The sequence below is a fragment of the Kitasatospora sp. NPDC059648 genome (assembly GCF_042734825.1).
Classification (GTDB): Bacteria; Actinomycetota; Actinomycetes; order Streptomycetales; family Streptomycetaceae; genus Kitasatospora.
The window spans coordinates 23,677-43,348 of sequence record NZ_JBHWDU010000028.1 but is presented as its reverse complement, the minus strand read 5'-3'; the positions used below and the strand labels follow the sequence as shown (position 1 = coordinate 43,348).

The following is a 19,672-nucleotide window of genomic DNA, read 5'->3' as shown; positions in this document are numbered from 1 at the left end:
GGCGGCGACCGTCCGCCCCACCCGTGACCGCCTTCACTCGAATGGCCTAACAGAAAGGAGTCAGTGGGGCGATTTCGATCACACCGGAGACCCGACCCGAGAAAGGAGTGCCCACCATGTCGACGCCTGTTCGCCGCACCCTTCGCGCAGTGCGGATCAAGACCGGGTGGCACCTGGAGCGCACTCGGGTCTCCGCGGAACATATCCGGCAGAACATGGGCTATCGGATGCCGTTCGTCATTTCATCATTGCCGCTCCGGCCCCGTTGCCCCGAGAATTGGGAGGTACCCGAAACCCGGTCCGCTGGATCCGCCCTTCGGCGTACCCAGGCGCCCGCCTGCCCACGGGCCAGGAAGGAGGATCGTGATCAACGGTATCGGCCGAGGTCAACATCCCCTCTCCGGGAGTTCGGCGCCCAGACGGCTGCTGGACCTGGAGACCTGGACCGCCTCGGGGATCCCGTTGCTGCGCGATCCGCGCGAGTTCGTCCTGGAACTTCACCAGCGTCACCTGCCCCAGCCGGGCACGATCGTGGTGGCCGTCCTGGACGCACTCCACCACGTCGCCGCCTCGGCCTCGTTCACTCCCTGGCCGCACGACACCGACGGCTGGCAGCACCGGAACGCCCTGCTGACGCACCTGCGCCGGGTCACCCCGCACGACCTGCGACTGCCCGCGCCGACCCGGACGGCCGTGCTGCTGCGCTGCCGCGACGGCGCCCCCGGCTGGACAGAGCAGGACGGCGCCTGGATGTGGGCGCTCCGGGACGCGGCCGGGTTGCACGGGCTGCGCTGCGGCTCGTACGTCGGGCTCACTCCGACGGGCTGGCAGGTGCTCGGCGACGGACGCGGCGGGCGCAATCCGCACGCGGGTTCATGGGCGGACGGGCCGGTGCACACCGTGACGGAACTGCCGCCGCGGTCGGTGCGCGACGACGCCCCGCGCAGCCAGCGCGCCCGGCAGCAGGCGGCCGAACAGGCCAAGCGGGTCGACGCACCGTCGCGCTCCCAGCAGTCCGAGCCCCCGTGGATTCCCGCGCGGGTCACGGCCGTCGAACCGGGACGCCGCACCGGTACGCGCTGAGCGACCCGGGGCGAGCGGCCCCGAGCGAGCGGCACTCGCAACGGACGCCCCGCCGGGCGCCGGCCTCCGGTACGCGCACGACCACCCGCACGGGAACGACCACGAGCACGGGAACGACCACGAGCACGGGAACGGGCTACGGGAGCGCAGCGCGACGGTACGACGGCCTGGCAGGGCAGCGCGGCGGAACGGCACACTGCGGACGGAGTCCGGGCCCGGCACCGTACGGCGCCGGGCCCGGAGCGAAGGCGGCTGCCGGACCTCCGGTCAGGCCTTGACCGGACGCCCCGGTGCGGCACCGACCGCCGCCGTGGCGGCCGGACCGGCCTCCCCGCAGACCACCAGCAGCGAGGCGGCGCGGCCGAGCGCCGCGGTGTACGCCTCGGCGGCCCGGACGGCCGAACCGCCGTTGACCACCAGGACGACCACCTCGCGGCGGATCGGCCGGGTCAGCGCGGCGTCGGCGTAGAACACGTCCCCGCCCTCGGTGAGCTGCGCCCAGTAGCGCTCCTCACCGAAGGAGAGCTCGTGCTGCTGCCAGGGATGCGCCTCACCGACGGTCAGCACCAGGATGTCGCCCGGGTCGCGGCCCGAGTCCAGCAGGCGGTCGACCGTGTCGTCGGCGCGTTCCAGCGCCTGGGCCGGGGTGGCGGCGACGCGCTGGACCTCGACCTGCGACGTGGCCGGGGCCGGGGCCGGGCGACGCGGCGCCGGACCGGGCTTGGGGATCAGTCGCGGCGGGCCCGGGCGGTCGGCACGCGGCGGTGCCGGACGCGGGGGCGCCGGACGCGGACCGGGCACCGGGAGCGGTGCGGCGGTGGTGGTGGGTGCGGTGGCGGGTGCGCTGCCGGTGGCAGTCGCGTGGAGGGCTTGTGCGTCCGACTCGCGGGGGAAGGGAACGCCGGGGCCCGGGAGGCTCTCGTGAATCTCCGGCTCCTCGGGGAAGACAGGCATACCCGGATATCTATCAAATGCCGGTCGAACGCGCACGGGCGCCCCACCCATTGGGCACCGGGCGCCCCCACCCCCGCCCGGGGCAATTCCAGACGGACCGTCAGAAACCGAGCGTCAACTGTTCGTCGGCGGACCCGTCGGCCGCGCCCATGACGTCCCGGCCGCGCTTCAGGTGGCTCCACTTCGGCAGTGCGTCCAAGTACGCCCAGGAGAGCCGGTGGTGCTCGGTGGGGCCGAACTCCTCCAGCGCGGCGCGGTGCACCGGCGAGGGATATCCGGCATTGTCCGCGAAGCCGTACTCCGGGCAGGCCTCGCCCAGTTCGGCCATCAGGCCGTCGCGGTGGACCTTGGCGAGCACGGAGGCGGCGGAGACGCAGATGCAGGACTGGTCACCCTTGATCACCGTGCGCACTCGCCAGGGGCCGCCGAGGTAGTCGTGCTTCCCGTCCAGGATCACCGCGTCGGGCTCCACCGGCAGCGCCTCCAGCGCGCGGACGGCGGCCAGCCGCAGCGCTGCCGTCATGCCCAGTTCGTCGCACTCCTGCGGCGAGGCGTGACCGAGCGCATACGCGGTGACCCAGTCGGCGAGCACCGGCGCGAGGGCCCGGCGGCGCAGCTCGGTGAGCAGCTTGGAGTCGGTGAGCCCCTCCGGCGCCCTGCGCAGGCCGGTGACGGCCGCGCCGACGGTGACCGGTCCGGCCCAGGCGCCGCGACCCACTTCGTCCAGCCCGACCACGACCTTGGCACCCGCCCGGCGCAGCGAGCGTTCGACGGAGTGCGTCGGCGGGACGATGGGCATCACGGACTCCGTTCGGCAAAGCGGCCCCGTCGGGCACGACAGCCCGGTTCGGGCAGGGCAGCCCGCTCCAGTGGGGCAGTCTCCAGCCTAAGCCCGCTCACGGACGCCCTCGGACGCCGCCCACCCACCGCCTGTCCGCCACCCGGGACGACCGCCCTGAACGACCGCCCGGCACAACCTCCGGAACGGCAGCCCGGCACGGCAGCCCGGCACGGGCCGGCTACGGCTGCCGGACCATCGGGACCAGCACGTCGTCCACCAGCCGGACCGCGAAGTCGGGGGCCAGCCCCCCGTCGAAGACCTTGACCTGGAACATCAGCATCGCCGGGACGACGTCGGCAACCAGCGGGGACACCGCGTCGGGCCGGACCTCTCCGCGTTCGACGCCGCGACGGAGGATGTCCAGGATGGTGTCCTTCGTCGGCCCGATCACCCGCTGCACGATGAAGTCCTTGAACACTTCGGCCTGTTGCTGGGAGAGCTCGCCCATCAGCGCATGCAGGGCGGCTCCCGCGCGGGAGCCGATCGCGTCCGTGAACAGCTCGATGAGCTGCAGCAACTCGGCACGGGCGGACCCGAGATCGGGGATCCCGTGAGGGCGTGGGAGAGTGGAGTCCAGGGCGTCGACGACGAGTTCGACCTTGGACGCCCAGCGCCGGTAGAGCGCGGCCTTCCCGGTCCGCGCTGCAGCGGCGACGCCTTCCATCGTCAGTCGCGCGTAACCGCCGGAGGTGAGCTGGTCGAGCGCGGCCTCGAAGATCGCGTTCTCCAACTCCTTCCCCCGACGCCGCACCGGTCGCGCCAGCGCCTCCCGAGCGGCCCGCACCGAACAGCAGGACTCCGGCTTCCCCGCCACACCGGCGTCCGCGGGCACCCCGGCCACCGCACGCACCGCAGGCGCCCCAGCCACCCCCGGCCCCACCGGCGCCGGGACCGGCGGACCCGTCTCCTCCGCCGATGGGGCGGACGCCCGACCGGACGCCCGACCGGACGCCCGGTCCGCCGTCAGGCGCCGCACCAACCGATCCATCGTCACCTCCATAAGGAACGCTTGCGTTCACTATCTCACCCAGATATCGTCCAGGTTAGTGAACGGCACCGTTCCTTCCTAGGCCGCGCCTTTGGCGCAGCAGCACGTTCGGGCCAGCGGATCCGCGGCAGACCCAAGCTCTCAAGCACCCAAGCGCCCCGAGCACCTGAAGCACCCCAAGTACCCAAAGCACCTGAGGCGCCCGGCATCCGAGCGCCAAGCACCCAAGCACGTAGCCAGCAGGGGGCACATTCGTGGCTATCTCCGACACGCTCACCAAGAACTCGCCACCGAAGGGTGGCCAGAGCGGGGGGAAGGGCATCACCCTGGCCGTCATCGCGGCCACCCAGCTCATGGTGGTGCTCGACGCGACCATCGTGAACATCGCGCTGCCGCACATCAAGGACGCGCTGAACTTCTCCACCACCGACCTGTCGTGGGTCATCAACGCCTACACGCTGACCTTCGGCGGACTGCTGCTGCTCGGCGGCCGGGCGGGCGACATCCTCGGCCGCCGCCGGGTGTTCATCTTCGGCACGCTGCTCTTCGGCCTGGCCTCGCTGCTGGGCGGCTTCGCCCAGGACAGCACCCTGCTGCTGGCCGCCCGTGCGCTCCAGGGCATCGGCGGGGCGATCTGTTCGCCGACCGCCTTCGCCCTGATCGCCACCAACTTCGAGGAGGGACCGGAACGCAACAAGGCGTTCGGCGTCTTCTCGGCGGTGGCGGGCTCCGGGGCCGCGATAGGCCTGCTGGCCGGCGGTCTGCTCACCGAGTACCTCGACTGGCGCTGGGTGTTCTTCGTCAACGTGCCGATCTCCGTCCTGATCGCGATCGCCGCGCCGCGCTACATCGCCGAGTCCGAGCGCCACCCCGGCCGCTTCGACCTGCCCGGCGCCTTCACCTCGACGCTCGGCCTGGTCGGACTGGTCTACGGCTTCATCCGGGCCGCCAACCCGGACTACGGCTGGTCGGACGGCCTGACGATCGGCTCCTTCGTCGGCGGCGCGATCCTGCTGGCCGCGTTCTTCGTGATCGAGCGGCGCACCGACCAGCCGATCACCCCCCTGCACCTGTTCGCCAACCGCAACCGCACCGGCGGCCTGGTAATGATGCTCTGCCTGGCCGCCGCCATGTTCGGCATCTTCTTCTACGTCGTCCTGTTCGTGCAGGGGCCGCTCGGGTACAGCCCGCTCAAGGCGGGCGTCTCGTTCCTGCCGATCAGCGTGGCGATCATCATCGCCGCGCAGGTCGCGTCGAGCCTGCAGGCCAAGTACGGCCCGAAGCCGTTCATGGCGGGCGGCGCACTGCTGGTCACCGTCGGTCTCACCTGGCTGACCCAGATCCACAAGGACAGCGGCTACCTGGACGGCGTGCTCGCCCCCACGGTGATCTTCGGCTTCGGCATGGGCCTGATCTTCGTCCCGGTGATGCTGCTGTCGGTCGCGGGCGTGCCGGGCGAGGAGACCGGTGCCGCCTCCGGCCTGCTCAACTCGATGCAGCAGATCGGGGGTTCGCTCGGTCTCTCGATCCTGACCACGGTCTTCGCGCACTACGCCGTGCCCGAGTTCAACGCGCAGTTGCCGAAGTTCCTGCTGACGGCCTCGCCGGAGCAGTTGGCCTACTTCCACAGCAAGAAGGACTTCCCGCCCGGTTCCGACGCCGCCAACACGGTGCTCGCCCAGGGCATTTCGCACGGCTTCATCGTCGGCGCGGCGCTCGCCGGAGTCGCGCTGCTGGTCGCACTGTTCGCCATCAAGGCGAAGCCCGGCGATCTGCCGAGCGGCGACACCGCCGGCGTCGCGATGCACTGATCCGCCCCCCTATCCGCTCCCCTGACCCACCGCAGGGACCACCACAGGAACCGGCAGAGGAACCGGCAGAGGAACCGGCACGGGCCGGCCGGGAGCAGCACGCGCCCCGGCCGGCCCCCCGCGTGCCCCGTGCTGGCGCACCCACACCCCCCCACCCCCCCCCCCCTTACCACCCAGTGAAGGTGTAGTTCCACGGGTCTTAGGTGGCGGGGGGGGCGGGGGGGCCCCCCCCCCCCCCCGCCCGCCCCGACCGCTTCCCGCTTCCTCGCTCACCCACTCACCCGCTCACCGCCCCCGACGGGTGCCACCGCTACCAGCGCCCTTCGGATACCAACCTGGCCCGTTCGCAGGCCCCGCGCCCCTCTACCGGCCCTTCCACCAGCGGTCGCTCGGCCAGGACCCCCCGGGCCCGGAGGACCGAACTCCCGGCCGCGTACCAGGGCCGGTCGTCCTGGTCCAGTTCAACCCGGATCAGTTGCAGCGCGCAGCTCCGCTGCGGTTCGGGCAGCCGGTCGAGGGCGGGCACCGCGTCCGCCGACAGTTCGCGGACGTTGCGCAGGTCGATCTGCTGCGAACGCTCGTACCGGGCCACGTTCTGCTCCGCGACGATCGCGTCCGGCCCCATCAGCCCGTACACCGCGACGGTGAGCATGCCGCTGAGAACGACGGCACGCGGCAGCCAGCCGGTGCGACGGGTGAGCCCGGCGGTGATCAGCAACAGGAAGACGACGCCCAGCCAGGTCTCGACCACCAGCACCCAGAGCCGCAGCCGGGTGAGCCCGGAGGCGTCCACGTAGAACCACATCCGGCCGAGCGCCGAGGCGACCACCGCCAGCGCGAGCAGGCAGAGCAGCCCGAGCAGGATCCGCGTCAGTCTGCGGTCGGCCGGGGTGGTGCGCGGGGCCCAGCGCTTGGCGACGGCCACCACGACCAGGGTCAGCACGGTGATCACGCTCAGCTGCCAGAAGCCCTGCCGGGCGTACGCGGAGCGGCTCATGCCGGTGCTGCTCAGCACGGCGTCGGCGCCGCCTAGCACCACCACGGCCTGGATCACCGCGAAGGTGCCGAACATCAGGTTGAGCGCGACCAGGGGCAGCGCCCACTCCAGCCGTCGGCGCTCCCGCCCCGGGCGCACCTCCAGCCGGTCCCACCGGCGCGGGCCGGCCGCGATGTGGGCCAAGCCCAGCGCGCTGAGCGCACCGATGGCGAACAACAGCCCTCGCAGGGGCAGTTGCCGGGCGTCGATGCTGGGGCTCAGGCCGGTCAGCAGGTCCGCCATCGCGGGGTCGGCGCTCGCGAACAGCAGGCCGAAGACGACCAGCAGCGCGACGGCGACCGCGAGCGCCTTGAGCACCGGGACGATCCGGCCGCGGCCGGGCAGCGGCCGCCCCTCCATGGCGTCCCAGACCCAGCCCACGCCCGGCACCGGCTGCCAGAGCGCGGCGGGCAGCGCGAGCAGTACGCCCGACCAGCGGCGGCCGCCGTGCAGGGCGAGCGAGGCCAGGCCGAGCGCACAGCCGGAGGCCAGCAGCGCGGGCCAGCCGGCGTCCCAGCAGGCCGGGACGGCGAGCAGGGTGAGGGCCAGCAGGCTCCAGACGACCGTCCAGGGCCGGATCCGGCGACCGGCCGCACGGGCGACGGCACCGGCGACGGCGGCCGCGGCGACGCCGCAGATCAGCAGGTTGGCTCCCACCCCGTCGTAGAGCAGCCAGGCCGTCAGCAGACCGGTGAGCAGGGCGAACAGGAGGACCCGCGGCGTGGCCGCCGCCCGCCGCTCGGGGTCGGTGACCTGCAGCCGCTCCCCGAACGTCGGCCCGGAAGCTTCGCACGAGCGGTGCGGCGCGTACGGCGCGTACGGCCCGTGCGCACCGCGCGGGCCATACGAAGCGGCCGCCGCGTAGGGCGCGTACGGATCCCCCGATGCCTGCGGGCCGGACGTGGGCTGCGGATCGGTCGGGGCAGGCGTGGACGGGCCTGTCATGAGTCCCCCTCGGTGGTCGACGAGCACGCGGAAGCCACCCTCCGGGCGGCCCGCCGGCGGGCGCGTCAACGCCTTCGCCGCAGCCGACTGTAGACCATTCTGAACAGGTTCAAAAGCATCTTCTGAACATGTTCAGGATCACCTGACCCAGGGTGCTCCCCCTCCGCGACCGCCCGGTCTACCCCTTCACCGAGCCGGCCAGCAGCCCCCGGACGAAGTACCGCTGCAGGCTGAAGAAGACGATCAGCGGCACGGTGATCGACAGGAACGCCCCGGCCGTGAGCAGTTCCCAGCGCCCGCCGAGCGAGCCGGACAGCTGCGCCAGCCGGACCGTCATCGGCGCCACCTCCGGCGTCCCGCCCGCGAAGGTGAGGGCGACCAGCAGGTCGTTCCAGACCCACAGGAACTGGAAGATCGCGAAGGAGGCCAGGGCCGGCGCGCACAGCGGCAGCACGATCGAACGGAAGATCTTGAAGTGCGAGGCGCCGTCCACGACCGCCGCCTCCATCAGGTCGCGCGGCAGCTGGGCGATGAAGTTGTGCAGCAGGAACACCGCCAGCGGCATCGCGAACATGGTGTGCGCCAGCCAGACCGGCGCGTAGCTCCCCTTCAGGTCCACCGCCGGGATCAGCGTCAGCGAGCCCAGGTGGGCGCCGCTGGAGAACAGCCGCAGCAGCGGGATCAGCGCCATCTGGAGCGGCACCACCTGGAGGGCGAACACCGTGAAGAACACCGCGTCGCTCCCCCGGAAGCGCACCCAGGCCAGCGCGTACGCCGCCATCGCCGCGAGCACCAGCGGGAAGAGGGTGGCCGGGATGCTGATCGCCAGCGAGTTCACCAGGAAGGGCATCAGCCCGGTGGACCCGCCGGAGCCGCCCTCGAACAGCACCGCGTGGTAGTTGCCGAGGCCGAAGTCCGGGTGGATCAGGGCGTTCCACCAACCGTCGGTGGTCACGTCCTGCTTGGGACGCAGCGAGGTCACCAGCAGCCCGAGGGTCGGGACAGTCCAGAGCACCGTCATCGCGATCACGAAGGCCGAGGCCAGCGGGCTGCTGAAGGACTTCCGCACCGGGTTCCGGTGACGGGCGGTCCCCCCGCCACGCACCGCGCCCCGGCCACGCACTGTGCCCCGGCCACGCACTGCGGCCCGGCCGCCCACAGCGCCCCGGTCGCCCGCAGCGCTCCCGTCACCCACCATGTCTCGACCGCTCACCGCACCTCACGCTCCCTCCGCAGCTGGACGATGTTGTAGGCCACCAGCGGCAGCACCGCGAGGAACAGCAGCACCGCGAGGGCGCCGCCCCGCCCGTCGTCGAACTGCACGAAGGACTGCGAGTACATCTCGTTGGCCAGCACCTGGGTGCCGAAGTTGCCGCCGGTCATGGTGCGGACGATGTCGAAGGCCTTGAGCGTGATGATCATGACGGTGGTCAGCACGACCATCACCGTGGTGCGGATCATCGGTACGGTGACGTGCCAGAACAGCCTCACTCCGTTCGCGCCGTCCAGCCGCGCCGCCTCCACCACCTCGTCCGGGATCGCCTTGATCGCCGCCGACAGCACCACCATCGCGAACCCGGTCTGCACCCAGACCATCACGGCCATCAGCAGGAAGGTGTTCAGCGGCTGGGTGAGCAGCCAGTTCGGCGGGTCCGACCAGCCCACCGCGTGGGCGAGTTGGCTGAGCAGGCCGATCTGCGGCTGGTCCTTCCCGCGGGCCTCGTAGACGAACTTGAAGATGATCGAGGCGCCGACCAGCGAGATCGCCATCGGCATGAAGATCAGCGACTTGTAGACGGCCTGGCCGCGCATCCGGTCCACCAGCAGCGCCAGCACCAGGCCGAGGCCGGTCGCCACCAGGGGCGCTACCACCAGCCACAGCAGCGTGTTGACCAGCACCTTCTGCACCGAGTCGGTGGTGAAGGCCCAGCCGAAGTTCTCGCCGCCGACGAACTTTCCGCCGTCCGCGTCGTGCAGGCTCAGGTACACGGTGCGGATCAGCGGCGCCACCAGGCCGACCACCAGCAGCAGCACCGCCGGGCCGAGGAAGACCAGCACGGCCAGCGGTCGGGCCAGGCGGCCCCGGGCCCGGCCGGCCGCCAGGAAGACCACGAGCAGGATGCCGAGGAAGCCCGCGATCGCGCCGATGCTGTTGCCGAACTTGACCGCAGCGTCGCCCCAGGCGCCCCCGGCCAGGGAGCCGACGGCCGGCAGTGAGCCGGATACGGACATGGCTGTACGTCCCTTCGGGTCGGGTGGGAAGGGGCGGGCGGTGCGGGTGGGTGGCCCCGCACCGCCCTCGACAGGTGGTCCCGGTGTGCAAGCCCCGCCTTGACGACGAACACCCGCCTCGACGACGAACACCCGCCTCAACGACGGCCACCTGCCCTGACGACGGGCCCGGGGCCGGCCGGGCTACTTCGGCCAGGCGGCGTCGATGTCGCCCGCGACCTTCTGCACCGACTGCCCCTCGGCGAACCAGGCGGTCAGCGACTTCCACTCCTGGCCGGAGCCGACGGCCGCCGGCATCATGTCGGAGGCGTCGAAGCGGAAGGTCGCGCTCGGGTCGGTCAGCGCCTCCGCCGAGAGCTTGTCGATCGGGTCGGTGTACAGGCTCTTGTCCACGCCCTGGTTGGCCGACACCCAGCCGCTCGCGGTCTTCACCCGGCTGCTCGCCCAGTCCGAGCTGGACAGGTAGTTCTGCACCGCCTGCACCTCGGGCTTGCTGGAGAACGCGGCCAGGAACTCGCCGCCGCCCTCGACCGGGTTGGCGATCGCCGGGTTGACCGCGGGCAGGTGGAAGGCGAAAACGTCGCCGTCCGGAGCGACCTTGGTGCCCTTGGGCCACTGCGCCTCGTAGAAGGAGGCCTGCTGGAGCATCGCGCACTTGCCGGTGAGGATCGGTGCGCCGGCGTCCTGGAAGGTGGTGGTGGCGATCGACTTGACGTCACCGTAACCGCCGTTCACCCAGGCCGGGTTGAGCATCCAGCCGGCGACGGTCTGCATCGCCGTGGCGATCTTCTGGTCGGAGAACTTCACCTGGTGGCCGACCCACTGGTCGTAGACGTCACCGCCGTAGGTGCCCAGCACCACCTCCTCCAGCCAGTCGGTGGCCGGCCAGCCGGTGGCGGTGCCGGAGGCGATGCCGCCGCACCAGGGCTTGGGGCCGCCCGCCTTGGCGATCCGGTCGCTGAGCGCCATCAGGTCCGCCCAGGTCTTGGGCACCTCGTAGCCGGCCGCCGCGAAGGCCTTCGGCGAGTACCAGACCAGCGACTTCATGTTGGCGCTCATCGGGGCCGCGTAGAAGGTGCCGTCGACGGAGCCGTAGGTCTTCCAGACCGGGCTCCACTTGTCCTGGTTGGCGACGGTCTGAGCAGGCGGCTTGACCACCTTGCCGCTCTTGACCATCTGGGCCAGCAGGCCCGGCTGCGGGATGATCGCGAAGTCCGGGGCGTTGCCACCGGCCACCCGGACCGGCAGCTGGGACTCGAAGTCGTTGGACCCCTCGTAGCTGATCTTGATCCCGGTGCACTTTCCGAACTCGGCCCAGGACTTCTCCAGGTTGTCCGACTCCGGGCTGAGGATGGAGGCGAACATCGTCACCGTGGTGCCCGAATGACCTGCGTACGGCTGGTACTTGGCGCAGTCACCGGTCAGCGTCTGGGCGGCTCCGCCGCCGCCACCCGAACCGCCGGAGCTGTTCGAGCAGGCCGCGGTCAGGGCCAGTGCCGCCAGCAGGGCGGGTACGGCGACCAGTCGGCGGCGGGAACTCGGGCGCGACGCGGTCGGGTTGAGGGTCAATGCGGTCCTCCTCGCCAGGGCGGGCTGCCTGGGATGGGCTGAACGACATTGCGCTGTACCGGAGATGGGCGGACAGGGGTCGCCGGGGAGAGTCGGTCGGCCGAACCGATTGGACGACGTTAACGCAGCCGTCGGCCGCCGCCAAGGTCCATGGTCGACCTTCACCCACCGGTGCCCCGACCACGGCCCCGAGAAACCCGGCGACCGGGGAAGCGGCCGCGGCGACGAGCACCGGAGGGGCACGGGACGAGCGCGGGGCAAGCGCCGGACGGGCACGGGACGAGCGCGGGACGAACCCGGACCCCGGACGCCGAAGCCCCGCCCGAAGCCCGGACGGGGCATCATTGCTGACACGGCGTCACCAGAGCCGGACGGGCAGCTCCAGCAGGCTGTTCACCACCAGCGACGGGCTCGGCCGCAGCTCGCCGTCCGGCACCGCCAGCGACAGCCCCGGGAAGCGCTCGAACAGCGCCGGCAGCGCGACCCCCGCCTCCAGCCGGGCCAACGGCGAGCCCGGGCAGACGTGCGGACCGTGCCCGAAGGACAGGTGCCGGGTCGGGTCCCGGGTGATGTCGAACAGCTCCGCCGTCACCCCGTGCTGCAGCGGGTCCCGGCCGATCGCGTTGTACGAGACCAGCACCGGCTCGCCCGCCGGGATCACCAGCTCGCCGACCTCGATGTCCTCGGCGGCGAAGCGGAACAGGAAGTTGCTGGTCGGCGGCGTCCAGCGGAGCGACTCCTCGACCACCGCGTCCCAGGACACCCGGCCCGAACGCACCAGCTCCAGTTGGTCCGGGTGCGCCAGCAGCGCCCGCACCGCGTTGCCGATCAGGTTGACCGTGGTCTCGTGGCCGGCCGCGATGATCACCCGCAGGGTGGCCGCCGCCTCCGCGTCGGTGAGCGCCCCGCCCTCGGTGTCCGCCGCCAGCAGCACGCTCGCCAGGTCGTCGCCCGGTGCCGAACGTCGTTGCGCCACCAGGTCGTTGACGAAGGCGTTCAGCCCGGCGACGGTCGCCTGGATGCCCTCCGGGTCGGGCTTGATGCCGAAGAACCGCTCGTAGAGGTCGCGCAGCAGGCCGTGGTCCGACTCCGGGACGCCCAGCAGCGAGCAGATCACCGTCATCGGCAGCGGGAAGGCGAAGGCGGTCTTGAGGTCGACCACCGGCTGCCCGGCCGCCAGGGCGTCCAGCAGCGCGCGGGTGGTCTCCTCCACCCGCGGGCGCATCAGCTCGACCCGGCGCGGGGTGAAGGCCTGGGCGACCAGCGCCCGCAGCCGGCGGTGGTCGGCGCCGTCCGTGGTCACCATGCTCGGACCGGGCACCGCCAGACCGATCAGCGGCCAGGTCTTCGGCACCTCGCCGCGCTGGTAGGCCGTCCAGTGCCGGGCGTCCTTCACCAGCCGGGGGTCGGTGAGCAGGTCGCGCGCAGCCGCGTGCCGGGTCACCGCCCAGGCGGCGACCCCGCCGGGCAGCACCACCGGCACCGCCGGGCCGGCGGCCCGCAGCAGGGCGCCCTCGGCGGCGTTGTCGCGGGCCAGCGGGTCGAGGGCGATCGGGGCCGGGGCAGCGGTCATCGGCGGCAACTCTCCTTCGCGTACGGGGACATGGGATGGGGCCGGACTGGGGGATCCGGTCGTCAGTAACCCGGGGTGAACGAGACCGGCAGCGCGACCAGCCCGCGCACCCAGGCCGAGGGGCGCCACACCAGCGCGTGCTCGGCCACCGCCAGCCGCAGGTCCGGCAGCCGGTCCAGCAGTACCTCGATCGCGGTGGTGGCGATCACCTCGGCCGCCTCCTGGGCCGGGAACGGGCAGCCGTGCTCGCCGTACGAGTAGCTCATGTGCGCCCGGTTCCCCTCGGCCGGGCGGCCGTCGGGCTGGCGCACCGACGGGTCCGCGTTGGCCCCGGCGAAACCGAGCAGCAGCATGTCCCCCTCGCCGATCCGCTGGCCGCCGAGCTGGGTGTCCCGCACCGCCCAGCGGCCGGCGAAGATCTGGACCGGCGTGTCCTCCCAGAGCGCCTCGTTGAGCGCCTGGCTGATGCTGCGCCGCCCGCCCGCCAGCGATGCGGAGAACCGCTCGTCGGTGAGCATCAGCCGCAGGGCGTTGGAGATCCAGTACGAACTCGGCTGGTGGCCCGAGATCAACAGCACCCTCAGGTCGCGCATGATCTCGTCGTGGTCGAGGCCCGCGGGGTGGGCCAGCATCCGCGAGGCCACGTCCTCGCCCGGGTGCTCGGCCTTCGCCCGGACCACTTCGAGCATCAGCTCCAGCAGCCGCTGGGCGGAGGCCGGCGCGCCCGGGCCGCCGTCCAGCATGGTGAGCACCGCGTCGACCAGCTCCGGCGCCCGCTCCTCGTCCAGGCCGAACACCCGGCAGAGCACCAGCAACGGCATCAGGTGGGCGTAGTCGGCGACCAGGTCGGCCTCACCGCGCCCGGCGAACCCGTCGATCAGCCGGTCGGCGATCTCCTCGGAGTGCTTGCGCAGTTCGTACGGGTCGATCCCGGCCAGGGCGTCGGTGACCGCACGGGAGCGGCGGACGTGCTCCTCGCCCTCCGTGTACAGCATCGACGGCACCGGCGCCATCATCGGCTTCAGCGGCCAGTCGGCGGGCAGCGTCGCCCAGGCGTGCCAGCGGCCCGAGTCCCGGCCGAACAGCTGCGGCTGGCCGGTGACCTGCTGCAGTTCCCGGTAGCCGATGACCAGCCAGGCGGGCACGCCGCCGGCCAGCTCGACCGGGGCGACCGGGCCGTGCGCGGCGCGCAGCTCGCGGTAGAGCTGGGCCGGGTCGGTCTGGAAGCGCGGCCCGTAAAGCGGCGTGGCGCCGGCGTGCGCCGGGCAGCCCGGGGGCGGGGTGACGGCGGGCTCGGTCACGGGGTGCTCTCCTCGTAGATCGCGTCGGGTGCTCCGGCGGGGGCGACCGGCTCGGCGGCGGCGGGGGCTTCCGGGTCGGTGCCGGAGCGGGCGTCTGCGTCGACCCCCGCGAGGGCGTCCGCATCGAACCCCGCGAGGGTGTCCGCGTCGGCCCCCGCCAGGGCGGCCAGGTGGTGGACCAGTTCGATCAGCACCCGCTTGCCGGACTCTCGGTCACGGGCGTCGCAGTCCACCAGCGGGACCTCGGGCGGCAGGTCCAGGGCCTCGCGGACCTGCTCCAGGGTGTGACCGGGCTCGCCGAAGTTGTTGCGGGCGACGATGAACGGGGTGCCGTGGTGCTCCAGCCGGTCGATCGCGTACCAGGAGTCCTCCAGCCGCCGGGTGTCCACCAGGACGACAGCCCCCAGAGCGCCGCTGAACAGCCGGTCCCAGAGGAACCAGAAACGTTCTTGCCCGGGCGCGCCGAACAGGTAGAGCACCTGCCGCTCGGACAGGGTGATCCGGCCGAAGTCGAAGGCGACCGTGGTGGAGCGCTTGCCCCAGCTGCCGGCCGGGTCGATGCCCTCCCCCGCCCGGGTCATCACCTCCTCGGTGTTCAGCGGGCGGATCTCGCTGACCGAGCCGACCAGGGTGGTCTTGCCCACCCCGAAGCCGCCGACCACGACGATCTTCAGCGCGTTGTCGGCGGTCGCCCGCAGCGGGGTGCGCCCCACCGGCTGGACGTCAGAGCCGTTGGAGGCCATGCAGCACCTGCTTCAGCGTGTCGAGATCGGGCAGCCGGGCCTTGTTCGGCGCGAACCTGGGGTGGCGGGCGGTGACCGCCCCGGACTCCAGCAGGTCGCCGAGCAGGATCTTCACCACCGAGACGGGCAGCGACAGCTCCGCCGCCACCTCCACCACGGCGGTCGGGGCCTCGCACATCCGCAGGATCCGGGCGTGCTCCGACTGCATCCCCGGCGCCGGCTGCCGCTCGGCGACGATCAGGGTGACCAGGTCGAAGGCGTTCTCCGGGGAGCGGCTGCGGCCCCCGGTGATGGTGTAGAGGCGGTCCGGGTCGTCGTCCCGGCCCGGCAGCACCGGCCCGCCGGTCATATCCCGGCGCTCTCTTGCGCGGCGGCCTCGCCGGAGTCCGAGCCCCGGGCGGGCGCGCTGAGGTGGATGCCGATCTGCTCGATCAGGCCGTGCATGTTGTGGCCGACCACGCCCACGTCCGCGTCGTCGTCCGTGACCACCGCGAGGTGGGCGCCCTCACCGGCTGCCACGATGCACAGGATGCCGCCGTGGAACTCGGTCATCGACTGCCGCACGCCGCCGCTGCCGTCGCCGAACTCGATCGATGCGCCGTGCGCCAGGCTCTGCAGACCGGAGGCGATCGCGGACAGCTGGTCGGCCTGGTCGGCGCTCAGCCCGGCGGTGTGGCAGAGCTTGAGGCCGTCGGCGGAGAGAACCAGGGCGTGCCGGGTGCCGGGGGTAGCCGCCAGCAGGTTTTCCAACAGCCAGTCGAGGTCGCGGTCGGGGGCGCTGCTCATCAGGTGTCCTTCTCGGTGACGGGGGAAGCGTCGGGCGTGGTGTCGGTGTCCGCGGTCGGCGTCGGCCCGGATGCGGGCAGCGCCGACTGGGCGGCCCGGCGGAAGGCGCCGAACCGGGCGGCGGCGCGCGCCGCGTCGGTCCGTACGGGCTTGGCGACCGGGGCCGCGGCGGCGGCGGTGGTGGCCAGGGTCTGCCCCCGGCGGCGCTGCGGCAGGCCGCTGTCGGTCATCCGGGCGGGCGCGGCCGGGGGCCGGGCGGGGACGGCGGGTGCCGGGACCACCGCGCCGACGGGTACGGCGGTCGGCACCGCGGCAGGCGCCGGAGCCGGTACGGCGGCGGGCGCGCCGGGAGCGGGCGGCAGCGGGGCGGGCGCCGGGCGGGCGGGCGTGAGCGCGGGGCGCACGGCCTCCGTGGCGGGCGCGGGCGCCGCGGTGGGCGCCGGAGCAGCGTGGGTGACCAGCTGCTGCGGGATCAGCATCACCACGCCGGTGCCGCCGCGCGCGGACGGCCGGAAGGAGATCTGCAGGCCGTGCTTGCGCGCCAGCACGCCGACCACCGCGAGGCCCAGCCGGGTGCCCGCGGAGAGCGTGGCGAGGTCCAGCGGCTCGTCGGAGACGGCGCGTTCGGCCCGGCGCAGCCAACTGTCGCTCAGGCCCAGCCCGCTGTCCTCGACGGTGACCGCCAGACCGGCGGGCACCTCCTCGACGTACACGTGCACCTCGGACGGCGGGGCGGAGAAGTTGGTGGCGTTGTCCAGCAGTTCGGCCAGCGCGTGCATCACGCCCTCGGCCGCGAAGCCGGCCACCGCGGCGGTGCTGGCGTTGTGCAGCCGCACCCGCTGGTAGGCGCCGATCCGGCCGAGTGCGCCGCGCAGCACCGACTCCACCGCGATCGGCTTGGCCCAGCGGCGGCCCGAGCGGGCGCCGGTGAGCACCGCGATGCTGTCCGCCATCCGGCCCGCCTGGGCGGTGGAGTGGTCCAGCCGCAGCAGGTCTCCGAGGACCTCCTCGTCATGCCGGTGCTGCATCTCGCGCAGTTCCGCGTGCATGCTCGTGGCCAGCGCCTGGACCCGGCCTGCGGCGGTCGCGCAGACCGCGAGCGCGGCGGCCCGCAGCCGCTCGCCCCGGCCGATCTCCTCCCCGACGGCGCGCAGCAGCGCGTACTGGGGGTGCTTGCGGTGGGCGGCCAGCGCGCTGTCCACGGCCGCGCCCCCGCGCAGCTTCTGCACCACCTCGGGCAGCACGCCCTCGGGGATCCGCTCCAGCTCGGCCCGCTCTGCGGCGGCCCGCTCCCTTTCCGCCTCCGCCTCTGCCCGCTCGGTGTCGAGCCGGGTCCGCAGGCGGGCCAGCTCGGTGCGGGCGGCGGCGACGTCCGCCTCGGCGCGGGCCTGCTCGGCCCGGGCGGCGTCCCGTTCGGCGAGCGCGGCGACGGCGCGGTCCCGGGCAGCCGTCTCGGCCTGCCGGGCGGTGCCGGCGGCGACCAGCGCGGCCCGGGTCTCCTCGTGCTGCGCGGCCAGGTCCCCGGCCAGTCGGCGGGAGCGCTCGGCGCCGGTCGCGGCGACGCCCACCGCGATCAGCCAGAGCACCGCCACGGCGGCCACGGCGGCGGCGGTGAGCGGCTGGTGCGCGTGCAGGGCCCGGACGACGCCGACCGGTGCGGCGACCAGCGCCAGCAGGACGGCGGCCGCGGTCAGGGCGGCGGTGCGTGGCGCCGGCCGGCGGCGCGGCCGACCGTCGGGGCTGGTGGCTTCTCTCATCGGTGCGGTCCTCGGCAACGTCGGCGGGCGGCGGCGCGGGCGGCGGATCGACGGCGGTTGCGGCCGCCGACAGCTGTTCGGGCACATACCAGACCGCCCGGCGACGTCGCGAAACGTCGACGGGCGGCTGATCGGTTCACGCTTTCGGCCGATCATATCGATTCAGACATTGGCCTCAACCCGCTAGTTGACGGCCAATCTCCTTCATTCCCGCCAGGCCGGGCCGCTCAGGATAGTTTGGCCTCCACCGCCTGCCGTACGGCCACCGGGTCCAGCCCGTGGTCGGTGACCACCCGCAGCCCGAGTCCGTCCTCCACCCGGAGCACGCCGAGCAGCAGGTGGCCCACCGCGATCTCCCCCGACTTCAGCCGCAGGGACTCGCGCAGCGACAGCTCCAGCACCTTCTTCGCCCCCGGGCTGTACGGGCTGCGCGCCGGCTTCGGCCCTCCGGACCGGAACCAGCCCCGCCGCCCGGGCTCCTCGTCCACCACCGGGTCCAGCGCGCCCTCCCCGAAGGCCGACTCCACCGCGGCCCGGACGGCCTCCAGGTCCACACCGATCGAGGCCAACGCCTCGGCGTCGTCCCCCGGCCCGAGCAGCCGGACCACGGCGCGGCGCGCCGCCCCGTGATCCAGGCCCATCCCGGTCAGGACCGCGGCCACCGGGTCGTCCGGCCGGGCCAGGACCGCCAGCAGCAGGTGCTCCGGCCCGACGTGGCCGTGCCGCAGCCCCCTCGCCTCCTCTCCTCCTGCGCGCCGGCCACGACCCGTCGCGCCGCTTCCGTGAAACGCTCGAACACCGCTCAGCCCCCGTCCTCGCCCTTGCCGGGCGTCCGCCGTGCGAACTTCTTGTGCACCGCCTGCCTGGTGACCCCGAGGCAGACCGCGATGTCCTGCCAGGACCAGCCCTGCGACCGGGCGTTCTCCACCTGCAGGGCCTCCAGGCGGTCCGCCAGATCGCGCAGGGCGCGGACCGCCCTGAGCCCCACGGCGGGGTCACGACTGCTCGCGGCGGCCGTGAGCTCTCCGCTCTCGCTCATGCCGTCAACTCTGATTGACACCCGGGGAGATGTCAACCCGGGTTGACAGTCGCGGGACTCCGGCCGCGGAACTCACCCGAACCGCCGCGCCAGCGCCTCCTCGAAGGACCCCCGCCCCACCGTCCGCTCCGGAGCCGTGAGCCCACCCGCCCGCAGCGCCCGGCCCGCCGCCCCGGGGATCCGCAGCGGCAGCACCGGCCGCCGTCGGCCCGACGCCCGCAGGTACGCCTCGGCCAGCTCCCGGTACGACCGCACCCGCGGCCCGCCCACCTCCGTCGCGAACCCGGCCGGCTCCCGCCCCATCAGCTCCGCGACGTGCTCCGCCACCTCCCGGACCTCCACCGGCTGGATCAGCGCGCCGCTCACCACCGGGAACACGGGCAGCCTCGCGCTCAGGTCGAAGGCCTTCAGCAGCAGGTCGTGGAACTGCGTCGCCCGCAGCACCGTCCACCCGAGACCCGACTCCCGCAGCAACCGCTCGCAGTCGAGCTTCGCCCGGTAGTACGCGACCGGCACCCGGTCGATCCCCACGATCGACACGTACACCAGGTGCCGCACGCCGGCCTCCCGGGCCTCCGCCACCAGCCGCCCGAGCGCCGCCACATCCTTCTTCCCCTGGGTGGTCGCGCAGTCCACCACCGTCTCGACCCCGGCGACCGCCGCCGCGATCCCCTCCCCGGTGACCAGGTCCCCGACCACCCACTCGACCCCGTCCCCCGCCGCGCGCGCCCGCCGGCTCAACCCCCGCACCGCCACCCCGCGCGCCGCCAACAGCCGCACCACCTCCCGGCCCAATGTCCCCGTCGCCCCGGTCACCAGCACCGTACCCATCACCACACCACTCCTCTCGGTACACGCCGTCACCCCCTACGGACCGGGCACCGCCTGCATTCGTGACATCGGCGCCTCCGGGCAACGAGAAGAGGCGGGGGGAGGCGCCGGAGTGAAAAGCCCCCCCAACCCGGGGGGCAACCCCCCCGGGGGGTGCCGCGGTCAGGGGCGGCCGGCGGGGGT

18 protein-coding genes are annotated in these 19,672 nt (G+C 73.3%); 2 read left to right on the top strand and 16 right to left on the bottom strand.

Annotated features, from left to right (window positions below; genetic code table 11):
• Positions 1 to 363: 363 nt before the first annotated feature.
• Positions 364 to 1,083, top strand: a complete 720-nt coding sequence (locus tag ACFV1W_RS18755) for a hypothetical protein (protein WP_380417881.1) — start codon at positions 364 to 366, stop codon at positions 1,081 to 1,083.
• A 267-nt stretch (positions 1,084 to 1,350) separates the two neighbouring features.
• Here ACFV1W_RS18755 and ACFV1W_RS18750 read toward each other — a convergent pair whose 3' ends face one another.
• The 3 genes from ACFV1W_RS18750 to ACFV1W_RS18740 all read right to left on the bottom strand — a co-directional run bounded on the left by ACFV1W_RS18750 (position 1,351) and on the right by ACFV1W_RS18740 (position 3,608).
• Positions 1,351 to 2,037, bottom strand: a complete 687-nt coding sequence (locus ACFV1W_RS18750) for a hypothetical protein (protein ID WP_380417879.1) — start codon at positions 2,035 to 2,037, stop codon at positions 1,351 to 1,353.
• A 100-nt stretch (positions 2,038 to 2,137) separates the two neighbouring features.
• Positions 2,138 to 2,836, bottom strand: a complete 699-nt coding sequence (locus ACFV1W_RS18745) for a ribonuclease HII (protein ID WP_380417877.1) — start codon at positions 2,834 to 2,836, stop codon at positions 2,138 to 2,140.
• A 220-nt stretch (positions 2,837 to 3,056) separates the two neighbouring features.
• Positions 3,057 to 3,608, bottom strand: coding sequence for a TetR-like C-terminal domain-containing protein (locus ACFV1W_RS18740; protein ID WP_380417875.1), 552 nt, complete (start codon positions 3,606 to 3,608; stop codon positions 3,057 to 3,059).
• A gap of 512 nt (positions 3,609 to 4,120) precedes the next feature.
• On the opposite strand from ACFV1W_RS18740, the gene ACFV1W_RS18735 reads away from it, so the two are divergent.
• A complete protein-coding gene (locus tag ACFV1W_RS18735) occupies positions 4,121 to 5,677 on the top strand; it encodes an MFS transporter (RefSeq protein WP_380417873.1) in 1,557 nt (518 codons plus the stop codon).
• Positions 5,678 to 5,987: 310 nt separating this feature from the next.
• Here the strand turns inward: ACFV1W_RS18735 and ACFV1W_RS18730 are convergent, their stop codons facing one another.
• The 13 genes from ACFV1W_RS18730 to ACFV1W_RS18670 all read right to left on the bottom strand — a co-directional run bounded on the left by ACFV1W_RS18730 (position 5,988) and on the right by ACFV1W_RS18670 (position 19,489).
• A complete protein-coding gene (locus ACFV1W_RS18730) occupies positions 5,988 to 7,658 on the bottom strand; it encodes a DUF4153 domain-containing protein (protein WP_380417871.1) in 1,671 nt (556 codons plus the stop codon).
• Between the two features lie 178 nt (positions 7,659 to 7,836).
• Positions 7,837 to 8,727 carry a carbohydrate ABC transporter permease gene (locus ACFV1W_RS18725; RefSeq protein WP_380417869.1) on the bottom strand — a complete coding sequence of 297 codons (891 nt, stop codon included), beginning with the start codon at positions 8,725 to 8,727 and terminating at the stop codon, positions 7,837 to 7,839.
• Positions 8,728 to 8,867: 140 nt separating this feature from the next.
• The gene (locus tag ACFV1W_RS18720) at positions 8,868 to 9,890 is read right to left on the bottom strand and encodes a carbohydrate ABC transporter permease (RefSeq protein WP_380417867.1); all 1,023 of its coding nucleotides are present in this window, start codon (positions 9,888 to 9,890) and stop codon (positions 8,868 to 8,870) included.
• Between the two features lie 183 nt (positions 9,891 to 10,073).
• Positions 10,074 to 11,459 (bottom strand): ABC transporter substrate-binding protein, encoded by a 1,386-nt coding sequence (locus tag ACFV1W_RS18715; RefSeq protein WP_380417865.1) that lies wholly within the window; start codon positions 11,457 to 11,459, stop codon positions 10,074 to 10,076.
• 358 nt (positions 11,460 to 11,817) lie between these two features.
• Positions 11,818 to 13,032, bottom strand: coding sequence for a cytochrome P450 (locus ACFV1W_RS18710; protein WP_380417863.1), 1,215 nt, complete (start codon positions 13,030 to 13,032; stop codon positions 11,818 to 11,820).
• A 62-nt stretch (positions 13,033 to 13,094) separates the two neighbouring features.
• Positions 13,095 to 14,333: a cytochrome P450 gene (locus ACFV1W_RS18705; RefSeq protein ID WP_380417861.1), complete on the bottom strand. Its 1,239-nt coding sequence runs from the start codon at positions 14,331 to 14,333 to the stop codon at positions 13,095 to 13,097.
• Complete coding sequence (locus ACFV1W_RS18700) at positions 14,330 to 15,076, bottom strand: ATP/GTP-binding protein (protein WP_380417859.1); 747 nt, start codon at positions 15,074 to 15,076, stop codon at positions 14,330 to 14,332. Before ACFV1W_RS18700 ends, ACFV1W_RS18705 begins: the two co-directional genes overlap by 4 nt.
• On the bottom strand, positions 15,057 to 15,425 hold the full coding sequence (locus ACFV1W_RS18695) for a DUF742 domain-containing protein (protein ID WP_380417858.1): 369 nt from the start codon (positions 15,423 to 15,425) through the stop codon (positions 15,057 to 15,059). Before ACFV1W_RS18695 ends, ACFV1W_RS18700 begins: the two co-directional genes overlap by 20 nt.
• Complete coding sequence (locus ACFV1W_RS18690; protein ID WP_030285355.1) at positions 15,422 to 15,862, bottom strand: roadblock/LC7 domain-containing protein; 441 nt, start codon at positions 15,860 to 15,862, stop codon at positions 15,422 to 15,424. The genes ACFV1W_RS18695 and ACFV1W_RS18690 overlap by 4 nt, the downstream gene beginning before the upstream one ends.
• The gene (locus ACFV1W_RS18685; protein WP_380417855.1) at positions 15,862 to 17,619 is read right to left on the bottom strand and encodes a sensor histidine kinase; all 1,758 of its coding nucleotides are present in this window, start codon (positions 17,617 to 17,619) and stop codon (positions 15,862 to 15,864) included. The genes ACFV1W_RS18690 and ACFV1W_RS18685 overlap by 1 nt, the downstream gene beginning before the upstream one ends.
• Before the next feature lie 227 nt (positions 17,620 to 17,846).
• Positions 17,847 to 18,425, bottom strand: a complete 579-nt coding sequence (locus tag ACFV1W_RS18680; protein WP_380417939.1) for a Clp protease N-terminal domain-containing protein — start codon at positions 18,423 to 18,425, stop codon at positions 17,847 to 17,849.
• On the bottom strand, positions 18,422 to 18,658 hold the full coding sequence (locus ACFV1W_RS18675; RefSeq protein WP_380417854.1) for an RNA polymerase subunit sigma-70: 237 nt from the start codon (positions 18,656 to 18,658) through the stop codon (positions 18,422 to 18,424). Before ACFV1W_RS18675 ends, ACFV1W_RS18680 begins: the two co-directional genes overlap by 4 nt.
• 72 nt (positions 18,659 to 18,730) lie before the next feature.
• Positions 18,731 to 19,489, bottom strand: coding sequence for an SDR family oxidoreductase (locus tag ACFV1W_RS18670; RefSeq protein ID WP_380417852.1), 759 nt, complete (start codon positions 19,487 to 19,489; stop codon positions 18,731 to 18,733).
• Between the last annotated feature and the right edge of the window lie 183 nt (positions 19,490 to 19,672).